At 60.8% G+C, this 17,405-nt stretch carries 17 protein-coding genes and 2 pseudogenes; 1 reads left to right on the top strand and 18 read right to left on the bottom strand.

Features of this window, described 5'->3' with window-relative positions; all coding sequences use genetic code 11:
- Window positions 1–9 precede the first annotated feature (9 nt).
- The 15 genes and pseudogenes from NKJ00_RS27055 to NKJ00_RS26985 form a co-directional block, all read right to left on the bottom strand.
- A complete protein-coding gene (locus NKJ00_RS27055; protein ID WP_023776470.1) occupies window positions 10–1,227 on the bottom strand; it encodes a TraB/TrbI/VirB10 family type IV secretion system protein in 1,218 nt (405 codons plus the stop codon).
- Between the two features lie 10 nt (window positions 1,228–1,237).
- Entirely contained in the window at window positions 1,238–2,266 is a 1,029-nt protein-coding gene (gene trbG, locus NKJ00_RS27050) for a P-type conjugative transfer protein TrbG (protein ID WP_023776469.1), read from the bottom strand.
- A pseudogene (gene trbF, locus NKJ00_RS27045) lies at window positions 2,256–2,985 on the bottom strand (conjugal transfer protein TrbF). The gene trbG and the pseudogene trbF overlap by 11 nt, the downstream one beginning before the upstream one ends.
- Complete coding sequence (trbL, locus tag NKJ00_RS27040; RefSeq protein ID WP_023809281.1) at window positions 2,986–4,305, bottom strand: P-type conjugative transfer protein TrbL; 1,320 nt, start codon at window positions 4,303–4,305, stop codon at window positions 2,986–2,988.
- A gap of 36 nt (window positions 4,306–4,341) precedes the next feature.
- Window positions 4,342–5,067, bottom strand: a complete 726-nt coding sequence (trbJ, locus tag NKJ00_RS27035; protein WP_023669263.1) for a P-type conjugative transfer protein TrbJ — start codon at window positions 5,065–5,067, stop codon at window positions 4,342–4,344.
- Entirely contained in the window at window positions 5,064–7,514 is a 2,451-nt protein-coding gene (trbE, locus tag NKJ00_RS27030; protein ID WP_023809282.1) for a conjugal transfer protein TrbE, read from the bottom strand. The genes trbJ and trbE overlap by 4 nt, the downstream gene beginning before the upstream one ends.
- A complete protein-coding gene (locus NKJ00_RS27025) occupies window positions 7,508–7,780 on the bottom strand; it encodes a VirB3 family type IV secretion system protein (RefSeq protein WP_023735761.1) in 273 nt (90 codons plus the stop codon). Before NKJ00_RS27025 ends, trbE begins: the two co-directional genes overlap by 7 nt.
- On the bottom strand, window positions 7,780–8,088 hold the full coding sequence (locus NKJ00_RS27020; protein WP_023735762.1) for a TrbC/VirB2 family type IV secretion system protein: 309 nt from the start codon (window positions 8,086–8,088) through the stop codon (window positions 7,780–7,782). Before NKJ00_RS27020 ends, NKJ00_RS27025 begins: the two co-directional genes overlap by 1 nt.
- A gap of 11 nt (window positions 8,089–8,099) precedes the next feature.
- Complete coding sequence (gene trbB, locus NKJ00_RS27015; RefSeq protein WP_023809283.1) at window positions 8,100–9,068, bottom strand: P-type conjugative transfer ATPase TrbB; 969 nt, start codon at window positions 9,066–9,068, stop codon at window positions 8,100–8,102.
- A complete protein-coding gene (locus NKJ00_RS27010) occupies window positions 9,065–9,478 on the bottom strand; it encodes a hypothetical protein (protein WP_023711820.1) in 414 nt (137 codons plus the stop codon). The genes trbB and NKJ00_RS27010 overlap by 4 nt, the downstream gene beginning before the upstream one ends.
- A 119-nt stretch (window positions 9,479–9,597) precedes the next feature.
- Complete coding sequence (locus tag NKJ00_RS27005; RefSeq protein WP_023809284.1) at window positions 9,598–11,628, bottom strand: conjugal transfer protein TraG; 2,031 nt, start codon at window positions 11,626–11,628, stop codon at window positions 9,598–9,600.
- A gap of 313 nt (window positions 11,629–11,941) precedes the next feature.
- Window positions 11,942–12,343, bottom strand: coding sequence for a ubiquitination-like system serine protease family protein (locus NKJ00_RS27000; protein ID WP_023708019.1), 402 nt, complete (start codon window positions 12,341–12,343; stop codon window positions 11,942–11,944).
- A complete protein-coding gene (locus tag NKJ00_RS26995; RefSeq protein ID WP_023708020.1) occupies window positions 12,336–13,514 on the bottom strand; it encodes a ThiF family adenylyltransferase in 1,179 nt (392 codons plus the stop codon). The genes NKJ00_RS27000 and NKJ00_RS26995 overlap by 8 nt, the downstream gene beginning before the upstream one ends.
- On the bottom strand, window positions 13,489–13,758 hold the full coding sequence (locus tag NKJ00_RS26990) for a multiubiquitin domain-containing protein (RefSeq protein ID WP_031212482.1): 270 nt from the start codon (window positions 13,756–13,758) through the stop codon (window positions 13,489–13,491). Before NKJ00_RS26990 ends, NKJ00_RS26995 begins: the two co-directional genes overlap by 26 nt.
- Before the next feature lie 16 nt (window positions 13,759–13,774).
- Window positions 13,775–14,014, bottom strand: coding sequence for a DUF2188 domain-containing protein (locus NKJ00_RS26985; protein WP_023809285.1), 240 nt, complete (start codon window positions 14,012–14,014; stop codon window positions 13,775–13,777).
- A 134-nt stretch (window positions 14,015–14,148) separates the two neighbouring features.
- Here NKJ00_RS26985 and NKJ00_RS26980 point away from each other — a divergent pair, with 134 nt between their 5' ends.
- Window positions 14,149–14,469, top strand: a complete 321-nt coding sequence (locus tag NKJ00_RS26980) for a helix-turn-helix domain-containing protein (protein ID WP_023708023.1) — start codon at window positions 14,149–14,151, stop codon at window positions 14,467–14,469.
- 132 nt (window positions 14,470–14,601) lie between these two features.
- Here the strand turns inward: NKJ00_RS26980 and NKJ00_RS26975 are convergent, their stop codons facing one another.
- The 3 genes and pseudogenes from NKJ00_RS26975 to NKJ00_RS26965 all read right to left on the bottom strand — a co-directional run bounded on the left by NKJ00_RS26975 (window position 14,602) and on the right by NKJ00_RS26965 (window position 17,036).
- Window positions 14,602–14,799: a hypothetical protein gene (locus NKJ00_RS26975; protein ID WP_023809286.1), complete on the bottom strand. Its 198-nt coding sequence runs from the start codon at window positions 14,797–14,799 to the stop codon at window positions 14,602–14,604.
- Window positions 14,786–16,102, bottom strand: a complete 1,317-nt coding sequence (locus tag NKJ00_RS26970) for a hypothetical protein (RefSeq protein WP_023809287.1) — start codon at window positions 16,100–16,102, stop codon at window positions 14,786–14,788. The genes NKJ00_RS26975 and NKJ00_RS26970 overlap by 14 nt, the downstream gene beginning before the upstream one ends.
- 383 nt (window positions 16,103–16,485) lie before the next feature.
- Window positions 16,486–17,036: pseudogene (locus tag NKJ00_RS26965) on the bottom strand (tyrosine-type recombinase/integrase).
- Window positions 17,037–17,405 lie beyond the last annotated feature (369 nt).

The raw sequence follows: 17,405 nt of genomic DNA, 5'->3' as shown, positions 1-17,405 counted from the left end.
TCCTCCTGTTCACCCCGTGTATGGCCGCAACACGAGGTCCTTGTGCACGATGACGCGCAACGGCCAACCAGGGCGCACGGTGATCGTGGGTTGGACGTTCAGGTTCTTTTCAGTGATCCGTTGGCCCGCTTGACTGACGTTCTGCTGGGTGGATTCACGAATTGCCTTGACCAAGTCGCTTTCATTTTCCCCAAAGCTCAACTCGGTACCAACCCCCAGCAATGTGGCCACCGCGACGCCCTTGATCAACTGCCAAGTATGGAAATCCACCTTGTCCTCAAGCCCGGCATAGCCGGCCGCGTCGGTCACGGGCAGATTGTCGATTTCGGTAGAGGAGCCGTTCGGCATAACGATGCGTTGCCACACCAACAGAGCGCGCCTTTGCCCAAAGGCTACAACGCTGTCGTAGGTGCCGATCAGCCGTGAGCCCTGCGGGATGAGCAGGATGCTGCCGGTGACGCTGTCGTGCACATTCTCGGTGATCTGGGCGACGACAAGGCCGGGCAGATCGGAATTGATGCCGGTGATCAGGCTTGCAGCGATCACGCTACCGGCCATGATCTGATAGGGCGAAGCCGGCGTCTGCAGTGCATGCGGGTTGTAGATCCCGCCGGTGTTCCGTTGATCGATGAAATCGAGCTTGCGCTGTTGATTGTTCTGGTCGCCCTCGGCCGGCGCGACGGAAGCTCGCTGGCCTTCGGCATCTGGCTGCGGAGACGCCGTCTCGAAAGGGGAACGTCCGCCCTGCCCATTGCCAAAAGCTTCCGCCTGCTGGGGCCGGTTTTCGATGCGGAAGAGGACTTGCGACTCGCGCGCCTCAATCGCTTGTTGTGCAAGCCGCTGCGCCTCGGCGGAAACGTCTTGCCCAGGTGCGATGCCAAGCTGGCGCTGGTGCTCGAGAATAGGACGGCCGAGATCCCCGGGCAGCGGCGGTCCAAGCACCGGAGCCTTCGGCTTGCTCCCGGAATAGTCCTTGGGCAGCGATTCAAGTCCCTCGGCGGTCGGCTTGCGGTCCGTGCTGTAGAGCTCTTCGGCCTGCTGTTTCAGGCGCAATGCGGGTCCCCGCAGCGCCATCATCGTGACGCCAAAAACAGCGCCGGAACCAACAGCAGCGATCGCGACGATTATGCCGCGCCTGAACCGCACCGCTCGGCGGGGCGAGGCTCGCAGCTGCAGCTGTTCGGGATTGAGCTTCGGCGGAGCATTCGGATGGGAAGTATCGGTCATGAGCCTCCCCTCACCTGCCAAAACGCGAAAACAGCGAAACCCGCCGCGGCGGTTTCCGACCGTCGGTTCTCGTAATGCGCACCACCTGCTGCTGTTTGGTGCCCAGCCTTAGCTCGGCCGCAGCAAAGAGGCGATCGACGATGTAGTAGTTGCCGCGCATGCGATAGTTGACGAGCTGGTTGTCCCCGTCGGCTCCGACGATGAAGAGCGGCGGCGCCTCACCTTGGTCTATACGGCGCGGGAATTCGATATAGACCCTGCTGCCATCATCAAAGGCGCGCGTCGGTCTCCATGGTGGCGTGTCGCCGGCGATCGAATAGCGGAAGCGGATGTTTTCGAGTGCTACGTTCGAGGCCGCGGGCATTTCAGCCTCTGCCTGAGCGTTGCGCCGCCGAAGCGCCACGAGTTGGTCTTCGCTGTAAATCCAGGAGAGCGCCGCCATGGCAGTTTTCTCAGTGCTTTGAAGCTGCAGGTGATAGGATCGCCTGTCGGTCGTGATGACCAGATTGGTGGCAAGCCCCGGCGCGAATGGCTTCACCAGCACATGAGTGCGCTGGTCATCGCCTGAGCCACTAACGGTGTCACCGATTACCCAACGGACCGTATCGCCGGCTGAGACCGAGGTCAGCTTCTCGCCCCGCTGCAATGAGATATCGGTGACGCGCTCCGGCGCGGCGTAGAGCTGGTAGAGCGCGCCGTCGGCAAAGGGGTAAACCTGCACCGCATTGACATAGCCAAACTTGGTGGGTTGTTGCGTCGCCGCCTTGTTGGCATCGGCGACCTGTTCTTCCGGCGAGCGCTTATCTGGGGCGGGCTTGCCGGGTGCGGGCATCAACTGACCAGGCAACGGTAACGGTTTCGGCACTTCCACGACCTTGACCGGCTTCTCCGGCGCCTTCTCGATCGCGGCTGGTTTGAAGTCCTCGTGGTCATAGGAAATCTGAGGCGGCGGCACTGGCTTCGAGGCACAGGCCGAAAGAACCGCAGCAGACGCCGACAGGATCAAGGCAGCACGAAGCAATGGGGCTCTATTTGTCATTGGCGGGCTCCTTAGGGGAAACGGGGGTTGGCGGCGCTGTCGAGCTCGCGCGACCAGTCGATGGCGTTGATGAATACGCCGAGCGGGTTCTTGCGCAGCTGCTCGGTTGTCCTAGGCGGGCGGATGAGGATGGTGAGGATCCCGATCCAGCGCGCCGTGCTGGCGAGGCTGCCGCGCTCGAACACCTGCTCGGTCCATTTGACCTGGAACGAGCTGTCGGAAGCCCTGACCACGCTGGTCACCTGCACTGACACGCTGCGCGTGCCTATTTGGCCGAAAGGGTCGTTCGCCTTGGCATATTCGTTGAGGAAGAGCGCCGCTCGGTCGGTGGCAAAGTCGTAGGCCGACAGCCAATTCTGCCGCACCAGAACCGCATCGGTGGAAACCGAACGAACATTCTGGATGAAGCGGCTGAGATGCCAGGCGATCTGGGCGTCGTCGGGCTGGTAGTTTTGGACTGCCGGCGTGACTGCGTGCGCCTCGCCAAAGCGGTCGACCTCGACGACATAAGGCACGACGCGGCCCTGCATCGACTGCCACAGAAGCCCACCGGAAAGCCCCGTCGCCAGAGCCAGGCAGCCAAAGGCCATGAAGCGCCAGTTCTTGGCCTGGACGCGCGCCGTGCCGATGCGCTCATCCCAGAGTTGGCTGGCCTTCTGGTAGGGTGTTACGGGTTCGGGCGTCTTTCCATAACGCTGAACGGGTCGCTTGAAGAGCATCTAGTCTTCCTTGTCATTGAGGGAGGGATTGGCGCCGCTTCCGCCCCGATCTCCATCGCGCACCGCCTGCGTGGCAGCATTGCGATGGGCGCGTGCGGTCTGTTCGGAACGCAGACGCCTTGCCCAGGCAGGCGCGGCCGCGGGAGCTACAACTGGAGAGCTTCCGCTCATCGAGCTGGTCGGCATGCCGCCGGTCATCCAGCCGGCATCGCGACCGGCGTCGGCACTACGGCGGAATGGTTCTGCTGCGGATCGCATTCCCCGCATCGCGGCGCCGCTAGCGGCACTCGCCACCCCCTGCAGCCCAGCAGCTACCCCGGACAGCCCGGACTCGGGCGATGTCGCGCGCCCCGTTTGCCAAGCGACGGTGGCAGCGGACCCCATGGCGGCGCCGGCACGGACTGCGGCGAGGCCGCCGCCTGTTGCCATGCGCGCGCCGGCAAACGTAGCGCCTCCGGCAACGAGCGTTGATCCAGCTGCGGCCGCCGTTGTTCCAAGTGCCGCGCCGGCGCCAAGCTGCGGCGCGCCGGAAACGAGACCCGAGGCAATCCCGGGGCCGAAAATGCCGAGCCCAAGCAGCGCCAGCGCACCCAGCACCTGAGACATGGCCGCCGCCAGGTCCGGCTCCTGGCCCTGCAGGGCGGAAGCGAACTCGCCAAAGAGCGTGGAGCCGATGCCGACGATGACGGCAAGCACCATCACCTTGATGCCCGACGAAATCACATTGCCGAGCACGCGCTCGGCCAGAAACGCCGAGCGGTTCCAGAGCGCGAAGGGCACCAGGACGAAGCCGGCCAGCGTGGTGAGCTTGAACTCGAGGATGGTGATGAAGAGCTGGATGGAAAGAATGAAGAATGCGATGAGGACCAGGAACCAGGCCAGAAGCAGCACGAAGATGGTGAGCGCGTTACCGAAGATCTCGGGGAAGCCTACTAGCTGGCTCGCTTGATTGAGGAGCGGCCAGGCGCCCTCGAAGCCGGCCGCGGCAATGCGGCCTGGCCGCAGGAGACTGTCGGCGGACAGGTTGCCGGCCGATGCGTTGATGCCGAGACCGGCAAAGGAGCGGTAAATTATGTCGGCCAGGTTCTTGAAATTGTTCAGGACGAAGGCGAAGGCGCCGACATAGAGCACTTTGCGAACAAGCCGGCCAAGTATGTTGGGCTCGCCGCCGAACGCCCAGACCAAGCCCGCGAGCGTGATGTCAATGCCGATCAGAATGGTGGTGAGAAAGGCGACGTCGCCCGAAAGCAGACCGAACCCACTGTCAATGTAGCGGGTAAAGGTCTCCATGAAGCGATCGATGACTCCGAGGTCGTTCATGTCGCCGCCTTCCTCGTTGTCTTGAAGAACTGCCGCTCAGTTGCCGGGATAAGCCGTGCCGGTGCCCAGGAAACGCTTCGTCGTCTCGCGAGCGGCTTCCTCAGACTGCGCCTTGCGCGCCGCATCCTCGGCCTCGGCCCGGAACTGGGTCGCAAGCAGCGTCTGGATCTGCATCTGCTGCTTGGTCGAAAGCGCGATCAGCTGATTGGTAGCCTGGCTTGCCTCGAGGGCACCTGCCGCGCCCTGACTGCGATTGACGAGATCGGTAAGCAGGTCGCCATCGGCCTGCACGTTCTCGACGATCTGCGACTGCGCGCTCATGGTCTGGCGGAACGCCTGCATGGCGCTCTGCCAGCGCTCGCGCGCGGCGCTCGCCACATCGCTGACCTTGATGGTGGCGTCGTAGCTTTCCGGATATTGCTGGCGCCACTGGTCCTGCAGCTTGTCGAGATCGAAGCTCAGGCCGCTCGCCTGGGTCATCAGACCGTCAATCCGTTGGAGCGAGCCGGTAAGCTGGCCCACGGAAGAGAAATCCAGGCGCTGAAGGTTGCGCGCCATGTTCTGCAGCATGGTCGCCTGGTTCTGAAGCGACTGGATTTGGTTGTTGATCTGCTCCAATGCGCGTGCTGCCGACAGCACATTCTGCGTATAGTTGGACGGGTCAAACACGATGAGCGCATAGGCCGGCTGGACGTAGTCAGCCATCGGTTTGGCGATCAGGGAAACGGTGACCAGGCTAGTAAAAAGGCGGCGTCCGATCATGACGATTGCTCCTTGTTAGGTTGAGGAAATTGCTGGAGAAGCTCGGCAGCCCAATCCAGGCCGCGCGCACTGAAGAAACGGGCGGCAAAGCTGCCCTGCCCTTCTTCGGAAAGAATATTGTCGATCAGGTTCTGGGCGGCCGGGTCGGAGGCGCCGCAAAGCGCAAGAGCGATCGGGCCTAGCCCGAGCTCGAAGAGGCGATTGCCGCGGCGCGACTGCAGATAGTAGTGGCGCTTCGGCGTGGCGCGGGCGACCAATTCGATCTGTCGCTCATTAAGACCGAAGCGCTCATAGGCTGCCCGTGCCTGCGGCTCCACCGCACGATCATTGGGGAGAAAAATGCGCTGCGGGCAACTCTCGATGATTGCCGGTGCGATAGAAGAGCCGGCGATGTCGGCAAGCGACTGCGTCGCGAAGATGACGGAGACGTTTTTCTTACGCAGTACCTTAAGCCATTCGCGGATGCGGGCGGCAAAGAGCGGGTTGTCGAGATAGACCCAGGCCTCGTCGAGCATGAGCAGCGTCGGCCGCCCGTCAAACCGGTCCTCAAGACGATGGAACAGATAGGTGAGCATAGGCAGCACAGCGCCTTGGCTGTGCATCAGCTCCTGGGTCTCGAAACACTGCACATCCGAGATGGCCAGCCGGTCGTCATCGGCATCGAGCAGCCGGCCGAATGGACCGTCGAGCGTGTAGGGCATCAACGCCGATTTGAGCGCATTGGACTGAAGCAGGACCGACAGGCCAGTCAGCGTGCGTTCCTGCGCCGGCGCGGTGGCGAGGCTGGTGAGCGCCGACCAGATTGCCTCCTTCACCTCCGGGGTGACGGTGACATTCTCGTGGGCAATGAGGCCGGCGATCCATTCGGCCGCCCAGCTCTGTGTGGCCGGGTCGTCGATGTGGCGCAGCGGCTGGAAAGCAAGCGCACCATTCGCACCCAACGCATGGTGGTCGCCGCCCATGGCAAGCGCGGCGGCGCGGGCCGAATTGCCTTTGTCGAAGACATAGATTTGCGCGCCAGCGTAGCGCCGGAACTGCAAAGCGATCAGGGCAAGCAGAACCGACTTGCCGGCACCGGTCGGCCCGACAATCAGCATGTGGCCGACATCGCCGATATGGGTCGAAAGCCGAAACGGCGTCGAGCCGCTGGTTTCGGCGAAAAGAAGCGGCGGAGCGTAATCGCCGGTGACCTCGGCAAGATGCTCGTTCTCCGCTGGACCTGCCCACACGGACGACAGCGGCATGAGATGGGCAAGGTTAAGCGTGTGAACGAGCGGCTGGCGAACGTTGGCGTAGACATGACCCGGCAATGAGCCAAGCCACGCTTCGACGGCATTGATGCTTTCGCGAATGGTGGTGAAGCCGAGCCCGTTGACGATCCGCTCGACGGCGCGAAGCTTTTCCGCGGCGGCTTTACGGTTCTGATCCCACACCGTCACCGTTGTGGTGAGATAGCCGAAGCCGACATGATCGCCGCCCAATGCCTGCAGTGCTGCATCGGCATCGAGCGCCTTGTTGTCGGCGTCGCTGTCGACGAGAGGCACCGGTTCGTTGGTCACCACCTCGCGCAGAATAGCCGCGATCGATTTGCGCTTGGCAAACCACTGCCGGCGGAGCCGAGTCAGCGTCTTCGTGGCTTCCGCCTTATCGAGTGGAATGAAGCGCGTCACCCAGCGATAGGCGAAATCCTGGTTATTGAGCGCATCAAGGATTCCTGGCCGGGTGACGTTCGGAAAGCCGAGAACTGTCAGCGTGCGCAGATGCTGTTCGCCCAGCATCGGCTCTAGGCCGCCGGTCAGCGGCGCGTCAACCAGGACGCCGTCGAGATACATTGGCGTTTCAGGCACGGCAACGGGATGACGGCGGGTCGAGATCGTGCCGTGCAGGTACGTCAGGGTCTCGGCATCGTCGAGCGCGCGCACCTCGGGCACGAAGCCCGAAAGAAGATCGAGAACGCGGTCAGTCTCGTCTCGGAACCGGGCAAGCTCCTGGCGCCAGTCTCTTTCCCCTCCCAAGTGATGCGAGTCGACGAGAGCACTTTCCGCGCGCGCTTGGCCATCGGGCCCAGGCATGAAGACCAAGGTCAGATGATAGATGCTCTCGAAATGCGCGACCTTGCCCTCGAAGGCCGCGCGCCGTTCCTCATCGATCAGCCATGAGGCAGCATCGGGAAGGGCCGAGCTCGGATAGCCCAGCGCTTCGATGCGCTCGGCCTCGAAGAACAGCGCCCAGCCAGAGCCGAGCCTTCTCAGCGCATTGTTTGCCCGCGCGCATATGCCGATAAGTTCGGCCTCCGTCGCGCTTTCAAGGTCGGGGCCACGAAACCGCGATGTCCGTTGGAAGCTGCCATCCTTGTTGAGCACGATGCCGGGCGCGACGAGTGCTGCCCAGGGCAGATGGTCGGCAAGCCGGTCGGCTTTGCCGCGGTATTCGGAAAGCTTCAGCATGCAAGCCAGCCCTTCTGACGAAGATGACGGACAAGTACGCTGGCAAAGTCCGGGTCGCGCCGTGCGGCAAAGACCGCGAGCGTGTGGCCGGCGATCCAGAGCACTAGACCGCCAATCCACTGCTGCAGGCCAAGGCCGATTGCGGCGGCCGCGGTGCCGTTAAGGATCGCCACCGCCCGCGGCGCGCCACCGAGCAGGATCGGCTCAGTCAGCGCCCGGTGGACGGGCACCTCGAAGCCTTGGATATGCTTCTCTCCCATGGCCATCAGACGAGCGCCCCGCCACCAAAGGAGAAGAAGGAGAGAAAGAAGCTCGAGGCCGCGAAGGCAATCGACAGGCCAAAGACGATCTGGATCAGCCGGCGGAAACCGCCGGCCGTGTCGCCGAACGCAAGGGTAAGGCCAGTGGTTATGATGATGATCACGGCAACGATCTTGGCCACCGGCCCCTGCACCGATTCCAGGATCTGCTGAAGCGGCTGTTCCCAGGGCATGCCGGAGCCGGCAGCGTGAGCCTGGGCCGTGAGAAGAAGCGCGACGGCGGCGGACGAAAGAAAGCAAATTTTCTTGCGCATGAGATGACCTTTCAAAGCTGCTGGAGTTGCGGAAGAGTGAGCTGGCCAACGGCGTAGTCGCCACTGCCGTCGAGGCCTGTGACCTCGGCAATCGCGTCTATGCGGCGCGACGATCCGCGTCCGGCGATGAAGACAATCAGGTGGACAGCATCGGCGATCAGCCGGCGGGGAACGGTGACGACCGCTTCCTGGGCGAGCTGCTCGATCCGGTAGAGGGCCGAGCGCGCCGAACTGGCGTGGACCGTGGTGATGCCGCCGGGGTGACCGGTGTTCCACGCCTTCAGCATGTCGAGCGCTTCCGCGCCTCTGACTTCGCCGACGATGATGCGGTCGGGCCTCAGCCGTAGGGTCGAGCGTACGAGATCGGCAAGTGTGACGGAGCCCCGCCTCGTCCTCAGCGCAACACAGTCCTTGGCCGCGCATTGCAGCTCGCGGGTGTCCTCAATGAGGATCACCCGCTCATCGCATTCGGCGACTTCTGCCAGAAGAGCATTGGCAAGGGTCGTTTTGCCCGATGATGTGCCGCCGGCGACCAGGATGTTGCGCCGCTCGCGTACCGCCTTCCTCAGGGCATCAGCCTGCAGCGGGAGCATGATGCGATCGGCGACATAGTTGGCCAGCGTGTAGAGTTTTGCTGCCGGCTTGCGGATGGCAAAGCATGGCGCCAAGACGATTGGCGGCAACAGGCCCTCGAAACGCTCGCCTGAGGGTAGTTCGGCACTGACGATTGGGTTGTCCGCATGCGCCTCGGCGCGCACGTGAGAGGCAACGAGGCGGACGATGCGTTCGGCCTCGGAAGGATGCATATGCACGCCGGTATCGACCCGGCCTTCTCCCAACCGGTCGAGCCGCAGCGCGCCGTCGGGGTTGACCATCACCTCGATGACGGTCGGATCGGCAAGGGCCTCGGTGATCGCGTGGCCCATGGCTGTGCGCAGCATGGCGCGGCGGCGGTGGTCGGCTGCGGGATGAGAGCTCATCCTTCGCCTCCATTGCCATTGCCGTTGCCAAGCGAGCGCTTCCCGGAGGCGATCTGGCGACCGACCTGCTCGACGAATTTGTCAAAGCGCTCTTGGGCAATCGCCTGTGTCGCCCGATCCGGGACCGGCGTGTGGGAATGAAGCGTAATCGAAAAGCGTATGAAGAGTGCGAGGCTCTCCAGGATCACCTCGACATCGGTTCGGATATGGTCGAGGTCGCGGGAAAGACGGTCGAGACGCCTGCCATAACGATTGTCGAGTTCGTTCTCGCCACGCCGCTCGATGAAGGCCTCGACCGCTTTCGCAACGATCGCCGATTTTGTGGTCGACGGGTTGCGGCTGAGCGTTTCCAGCTTCTCGCTTAACGCGGGTTCGAGCAGAAACTGGTGGCGAATGCGATGGGGCTTCATGGGGCTCGTTCCGACTGGCCGGCGCTGATGCGCCGGCGGCGGGAACGAACATCGCCGATATCTGAAAAATCGCTTATGGGCGTTATCTACGCTGAGATACGCCTGAGCTGCGAAAGCGCTTAGAAGCCGGGGATGATGTCCTTGTCGTCGCCCCTTCCCTCGTTGATACCGTAGGCGCTGGCTGCGGTGGAAACCCGGTCCATGACGCGCTTGTCTGCGAGTGCCTCGGCGTCATCGTCCGCCAGATTGAAGAGGTCGTCTTGATCAGGCTCCTGAGAGACGACGACGTGGTCTTCAGGCAGGCCGGGATGACGCTGCTGTTGCACGCCGCCGTCTTCTTCGATTGCCGCGCCGGCGTTTTCGTCATCTGCAGCGAGACGGCGGTCAACACTGCGGACTAGTCCGCTCCAATCGTCGGGGCGCGACGCAGGACAGTCCGCGTACAGACCCTCCCGCAACACCGGCGCCGGCAGCACCCGTTCGGTGAAATTCGGATCCTGGTAATAGCGCAACTTCTGGGCGCGGATCGGCGGCAACCCCGAAGCAAGGATTAATTCGTCAGCTTGCGGCAACTGCATCACTTCGCCAGGCGTCAGCAGCGGGCGAGCAGTCTCCTGGCGACTGACCATGACGTGCGAAAGCCAGGGAGCCAGCCGGTGGCCGGCGTAGTTGCGCATGGACCTGAGTTCCGTCGCCGTACCGAGCGCATCCGATATGCGTTTGGCCGTGCGCTCGTCGTTGGAGGAAAAGGCAATGCGCACATGGCAATTGTCGAGAATGGCGTTGTTCTCGCCATAGGCTTTGGAGATCTGGTTCAAGGATTGCGCGATCAGATAGGCGCGGATGCCGTAACCCGCCATGAAGGCGAGCGCGGTCTCGAAGAAGTCGAGGCGACCAAGAGCCGGAAATTCGTCTAGCATCATGAGCAGTTGGTACTTGCGGCTTTTCTTCGGGTCACCTTCCAGCCGCTCCGTCAGTCGCCTGCCGATCTGATTGAGCACCAGTCGCACCAGTGGCTTGGTGCGCGAGATATCCGATGGCGGCACCACTAGATAGAGCGACATCGGTCGTTCCGCATCCATGAGGTCGGCAATGCGCCAGTCGCAGGCCGATGTTGCCGAGGCAACCGTCGGATCACGATAGAGCCCGAGAAACGACATTGCGGTCGAGAGAACGCCAGAACGCTCGTTCTCTGACTTGTTCAGCACCTCGCGAGCCGCCGAGGCCACGACGGGATGGACCCGAGGTGTGTCCGCCGTGCCGAGGTGGTTGGTGGTCATCATCCGCAGCAGTGTCGCGGCAAACGAGCGTTGCGGATCCGACAGGAAAGTGGCGACGCGCGCGAGCGTCTTTTCTTCTTCCGCGTAGAGCACGTGCAAGATGGCCCCGACCAAGAGTGAATGACTAGTCTTCTCCCAATGATTCCGCCGCTCCAGCGCGCCTTCCGGATCGACGAGAATGTCCGCGATGTTCTGAACGTCGCGAACCTCATCTGAACCCCTGCGCACTTCCAGCAGCGGGTTATAGCGCGCCGATCTCGAGTCGGTCGGATTGAACAGGAGGCAGAAAGAGAACTTCGACCGCCAGCCGGAAGTCAGCTGCCAGTTCTCGCCTTTGATGTCGTGAATGACGGCCGAGCCGGTCCAGGAAAGAAGCGTCGGAACAACCAGTCCAACACCCTTGCCCGAGCGCGTGGGAGCAAAGGCCATTACGTGCTCCGGCCCGTCATGGCGAAGATAGCGGTCCTTCAGCTTGCCAAGGAAAACACCGGCTGGTCGAAACAGCCCTGCCTTCTCGATCTCCCAAGACACGGCCCATCGCGACGAGCCATAAGTGGTGACTAGGCCGCGCTGCCGCGCACGCCAGAGGGAGCCAGCGATGGCGGCCGCGCAGCCCAAGAATCCGCTGGCTCCGGCAAGCATGCCGGCCTTGTCGAAGACCTCAGGCGCATAGGCGTCGAAGTGAAACCACCATTCGAACAGTTTCCACGGCTTGTAGATCGGTCGGGCCGCCGCGGCAAACCATGGCGTGCCAAGCTGCGGCTGATAGTCCAGCATGTGGGCGCACCATTGCGTTGCCGCCCATACGCCAACGATGACGATGGCGAACACAATGACGATCTGGCCGACAAGGAGCTTCGTCGGTGTCACGGGCACAGCCTCCACTGTTTGGTAGTAGATGGAAGCAGCATGACGTGACGTTTCAGAATATCGAAGATACCCAATATACGCGCCCGTGCGATGCAGTGAACGTTGCAGGCTTGGAAGACTGGGGCGCCAAGAAGTGTCATCGCGAAGGGCGAGAGCGAATGACTTGTATGGGGCCGACTGCGGACAGGCAGCTTTCGGAAACATGATTGCGAAAAAGCCGCCCTCGTCACGGTCTGTCCGTACGAAAAGTACCGGCACGATGAGAGCCTCAGTGCGAAAGAAAAATGTCACACTGAGGCTCACCGAAGGTGGGCTATAACCCGAACAGACGCCGGACAAGCTGCCATATACTTGCGAAGAAGCCAGGCAGTGGCCTATGGGCCTCATAGTAGGCCTGCCTACGCCTTTCATCCCTCAGCATGCCTGTAACCGTCTGGGCGGCGGTCATTTTGGGCTCCCACAAGATCCGTCCGTCGCGGATGATGTAGTGGGAATTACAGGGAAGTTGCCCGCTGCCTATTGACGGCTGTAGTGACGGCCGGCCGCCACGTTCGGTAAACCGCCATTCCGCAGGTCCGAGAGGTATAGCCACTTTGCAGCCGCAGCCGCAGGCGCACAGGTGCACCGCAACCTGGTATTCATCGGACACATACAGGACGCCTTTATCAAGCTCCTTGGGCACGAAATGGACCTTTTGAAGCCGGATATCATTCATGGCGCGTCTCGACGAAAAAGCGTGGCATGGTTGTGTCCATCAAGATGTGGTAGGCTGGATGGTCCTCGACGTAAAAACCCCGGTATTGTTTGTATCGGATTACCGCGATGCAGGCATTCATCGCGTTCAACTCGGATATCTGTATGTTGGTGCGATATTCATCGCCGGGCTGATCAGCGGTCTCGGATAGAGCCTTGGCCCTGATCTCTTCGGCGTCGTCAGGCAGATAGACTGTTGCGCGCAGCATGCCTGCCAGCGCAGACTGCTGGCGGTTCAAACCCAAGCCGACGTCGATGAAGGGAATCTTCAGGCCGATGAGCAGGTCGAAAACTCCGGCGCGGGCCGACCCCTTATCGACGCAGACGAAGGCGAAGGTGACGCCTTGCAACTCCTCAGTTGACGATTGGTCGATGAATTTCCTTTCAAGTTTCAACCCGCTCCGGAAGTTGCCATAGCGATCTTGATACAGGTCGGCCTTGGCCCGCTTGAAATCGTCTTCCTGAAGCCGGCCGGGAGATCGGTAGGCGTTGTGGACGTGGAACACGTCGGCGTCGAAACCGCGGATTTCGCGCACATTCGTCTTGACCATGAAGTCAAGCACATAGGCACCGGTCCCACCGAGCCCGATGATTGCGACCACCTCATCTTTGAACCGCGCCGCCAAATCGCCAATCTCCGCGCGGCTAGTTAACGTGTCCTGATAGGTGAAGACACTATCTGCGACCACATCGTGGTCGACCGCGAACGTGAGGGGTGTCGCTTGCGGGTAGCGGCTCACGGCCGGACCGGACAGCAGAGCTACGTAGTGCTGGATTTTCTCAAAGAAATCCGGGAAACCGGTTGGCGGTTTGTTCGAGAACGAGCGCTCAACCAACACGTCATCTCTGGTCAGGGCCAAGGTTCTCGGGCCACCGCCCAGGTTCGGGATCGGCCGCCCGTCGGCCTCATGGGGAACCCCACCGGCGAAGAAGACCTGATGGTCGTCTTGCTGGACCTTTTCAGCGTCGACGAAGACAAGCTTAGTCACAAAAGCGCCCGTGCACAGCTCCAGTTGCGCGTTGAGGTAGGGAATGTCGCGGACAACCAAATATCCGCTGTCAAACCGGAGCGCGAAGCCCCGGTCGAGCAGCCGTTTTATGTCGGGATTATGATTCGCTAGTGCGATTAACACGGAACGCCATCCCATCCTTTGCCTTGACGGTGCCTCCGGGGGAGAGGATTCCATCTCGGTCGTTGTGGCCCCGGGTGTAGGTGACCGAATAAGTCGCGCCCGGATTTTGGGGATAGTCCGGATAAGCATGGGTAACGACCTCGACATAAGTCAGTTCGTCTTTTTTCGGCACCTCGTGCGGCGTGCCGTTGACCACGATCGTGATCGTCTCGTCGTGGCCCTTGTTATCATCTTCCTGCGCCATTGTGCTGTCCTTTCGCTTAGCCGCGCGGCGGATTGGGGTCGTGGCCGTGGCTATCGCTCTGCGCGATCTTGCCGTCCCGGTTGTGAATCTTGAGCTCGGTCGATTGGTTGCGGCTGACGCCGCGGCCGAAGTCTACCGCCTCTTTCTTGCTGTCGAAGTGACCGGACGACCGCTGGCCTCCGCCCCTCTTCACGTCCCAGCCGCCATCGTGGTTGGGAACCACATGATGCGTACCGATGGTCTTGTGTGACGCCATATCTTGTATCCTTTCGTTGGTTTCGGTATGGGAAGTACGTCTACTCCGAACAGGTATGCCGTCTCGCATATCGATTGTCAAGCACTCTCTGTGCTGCTACTCTGAACAGAGGAAAACGACAGAAAGAGGCAATCGTGACCACGCCGCTCGGCAACAAGATTCGCGCGCTGCGCAAAGATAAGGGCTACACGCTGGACAGGCTTGCGGAGCTCGCTGACTCCAGCAAGAGCTATATCTGGGAGCTTGAGAACAAGGAGCCGCCACGACCGTCCGGCGACAAAATCAGCAAGATCGCTACGGCGCTCGGCGTCACCACCGATTATTTCCTGACCGACGATGTCGAATTGGAGGATGCTGCAGATCAGGCGTTCTACAGGGAGTACAGAGCGCAGCGGCCGAAGACCAAGGCACGCCTGCGCCAGATGTTCGCGGTCATAAAGGACGATGAGCAGTAAGCGGCGCCCAAACGCTGCGGCAATTGCAATTGCGGCGCTTCTCAACGCGGGGTTTCGCCCCCGATGTTCGGCGGGTCGCCTGAGAGTGCTCGGGCCGCCGTTTCCGAAACGATGACCTGTTTCCGGGCGAACTCAGCTTCTGTGGTTGCCAGAACCATGTGATTTAAGCGTGGCCCGTATCTTGGAGGACCCTTTGAAGACGTCGCGAATCTCCTTTTGCGTATCCGCGATGCTGCGGGCCAGCTTTTCCGGCAAAGGCTCAGGTGCCAGGCCCTGCCTCTCCTCTTCACGATTGATCAGACGCTTGAATGCAGAATTACGCTTCATCATCGCGGCTCTCTGTCATCATCAGATTTGATCGAACGCGGTGCACGTATCGAAGGTTCAACTCGGGCTCGAAATAATGTTTCCGCTTCACCCATATGAAGCCGTCGGCCCGCGAAATGACCGCGACATCGATCGGGCCACCAACGGTCTGCATGCCACGCGAGACATGACGTTTCAATGACGTCAGGTTAACGAGGGCCTCCGCCATAGAGGCCAGCTCGGACTTTGGCATGAATTCGACCATGTCCTCAATCTCCTTGCGGGATTGTGAACGGATTTCCTCAAATTCCTCCTCACGCAACCTTTTGTTGAAGGCTGTCTCGGCCTCGCCAGCTTGCCGGATCAGTAGCCGCCGCTCCGCCTCGGGCATATCCAGTTGAGCAATGATATCTTTCGAGATGCTTGAAATCGTGTTGTTCACGAAGGTCGTTATGTGTCTCTCGATACCCTCATCAAGGCCGTACAGGAACCGTTCCACCATTTCCCTCTGCGCAAACGGCAGGACACGCGACCGCTCGCCGTCGCGATCGATGTCGACAAAGTTGGTCCGGGCGTATTTTAACTTTCCGAACACCACGCCGTCGATTTCGAAGGAGATCAGCGAAGGAAAAAGGTCCCTAGACCCGAACCCGGCGATGACGATGCCCGTTTGCGAGCCCGTCCTGGTCTCGCTCAGAACCGCGCGCTTGGCCAAAGCGACGACGCGATCGGTAAAACCCCGGTCGTCCGCACGCATAAAGTTCTGTTCAACGATCTCGCGGATTTGAGCTTCACGACCTTTTGTAATCCTCGGAGCGGAACCGCCGATGAACCTGGCGGGCTTGACGCGCCGGTAGATCTGCTCGAACGTCGCCAGCACGAGATCAACAATTCTGTTGAGTTCGGTCTCCAGATGCATGCTTTTCTTGAAGTCCTTCAGCAGACGTTCAAGCCTTGTCGTGATGCGCTCGTTGATCTGGCGGATCAACGGCATGAGGATTGATTCGACCGCGGCTGTCTGGACCTTCGCTGAGGCATCGTTTCCCCACGCGTTGAGATATGTCAAGAAATCCAGTGCCGCATCTTGCAATCGCGGGAAGGACTTGCAGTCGCGTCGATAGTCGCTGATCAGAATCTGTAACGGCGCCTGCATGAACTGCATGCCGTTGTAAATCATGACCCCGATAGGGTCCCGATGGGACAAATCGAAGAGCTTTTCGGCGGAATCGTAGGTTTTTTCCTCGACATCACCCGCCGAAATCGTGACAGCGCTATCAGCGGCCAAAGCCACTGCGGATTTATTTAGGATGGCGATTTCCGCTGTCATGGCGCTACAGCGTCAATTGGCGTCATGTTGAAAAATGCCGAAGCCGGATCGGCTTCAGACTGAAAACGTGCCCCCATCAAAAGCCGCCCACTCCCCATAATTCGGCTCGATTCTTTTGTGAGATTACGCGGCTTTGCCGGCAAGGGAAGTGATTACTTCACTATTCTTCAACAAAATTGTGGGGCCAAGCTGTGCCAACGAGCCTTAGCGCGACCCTAGAGTAATACAAGGCCCCGGACGGCCGCGTATCGAATTGAACTCGGCGAATGGCAGGTTTCAGAAACCATGCTGCCGCACTCGAACGACCGAGTTGAGGCGCAAAGCCGCTGGACCTAACACGAAGCGATGACGACCCCGCGCGACCCACGCGTGGTCGTCCACTTTCAGATTTCAGTTCCCTCGGCCAGCGTCGGTGCATCCTCGACGTCGACGCCGAGATACCGGACGGTGTTCTCAATCTTGGTGTGGCCGAGCAGAATTTGAATTGCTCGGAGATTCCCGGTGGCCTTATAGATGATGGAGGCCTTGGTACGACGAAGCGAGTGGTGCCATAATCCTCACGGCGGAGGCCAACCGCCGAAACCCATTCATCGACCAAGCGCGCATACTGCCTGGTACTCAAATGGCCAGCATGATCGACCCGACTGGGAAAGGCAAAATCGTCGCCCGTTCCACATCTATGTTCGAGCCATGCGAGTAGGCTTGCTCGCGCGTCTGCCATCAGTTCGAATTGAACTGGCCTCCCAGTCTTCTGCTGCACAACCATGGCCCGGGTCCGAATCTCAGCGCCACTCACTAGCGCGCCAATCTTGAGCTTCACCAAGTCGCAACCACGCAACTTGCTATCGATCGCAAGGTCGAACAGCGCTCGGTCCCGTGATCGACCTTCGCGGTCGAGAAAGAACCGGATTTCCCAGATTTGACGAACCTTCAGAGGTCGTTTGACGCCTACTCTCTTGCCTGCATTCCAAGCGGGACGGCCTTGTCCGGCGAGGTCATACTACGAATGTCCCATATCGTTTCTCCTCAGGCCACTATTGGCCAGGGCACAAAGATTCAGGAGGGCGGCCGAAAGCGGACAGGCAGTTTTCAAGAACCGCCCTGCGAAAGCAGACGTTTAGGTCGGCCGGTGTGATGTCTGGGTCTGGCCCGAACCCGACGCTCGTCCACGGCGCAAACGGCCGCGCCTCATTACGGATATTTCGGGCAAGCGACACCTAGCAGGCTGTTGAAAAAGGGGCTCGCGGTTGGGGTAGCTCCGTGATTCACTCATTTCGCGAGAATGCGGAGGGTGAATCGTGCG

This window comes from Mesorhizobium sp. M0227, assembly GCF_040321855.1.
In the GTDB taxonomy this organism is placed as follows: Bacteria; Pseudomonadota; Alphaproteobacteria; order Rhizobiales; family Rhizobiaceae; genus Mesorhizobium.
The sequence above is the reverse complement of the archived record's forward strand: the minus strand, read 5'-3'. Positions and strand labels throughout refer to the sequence as shown.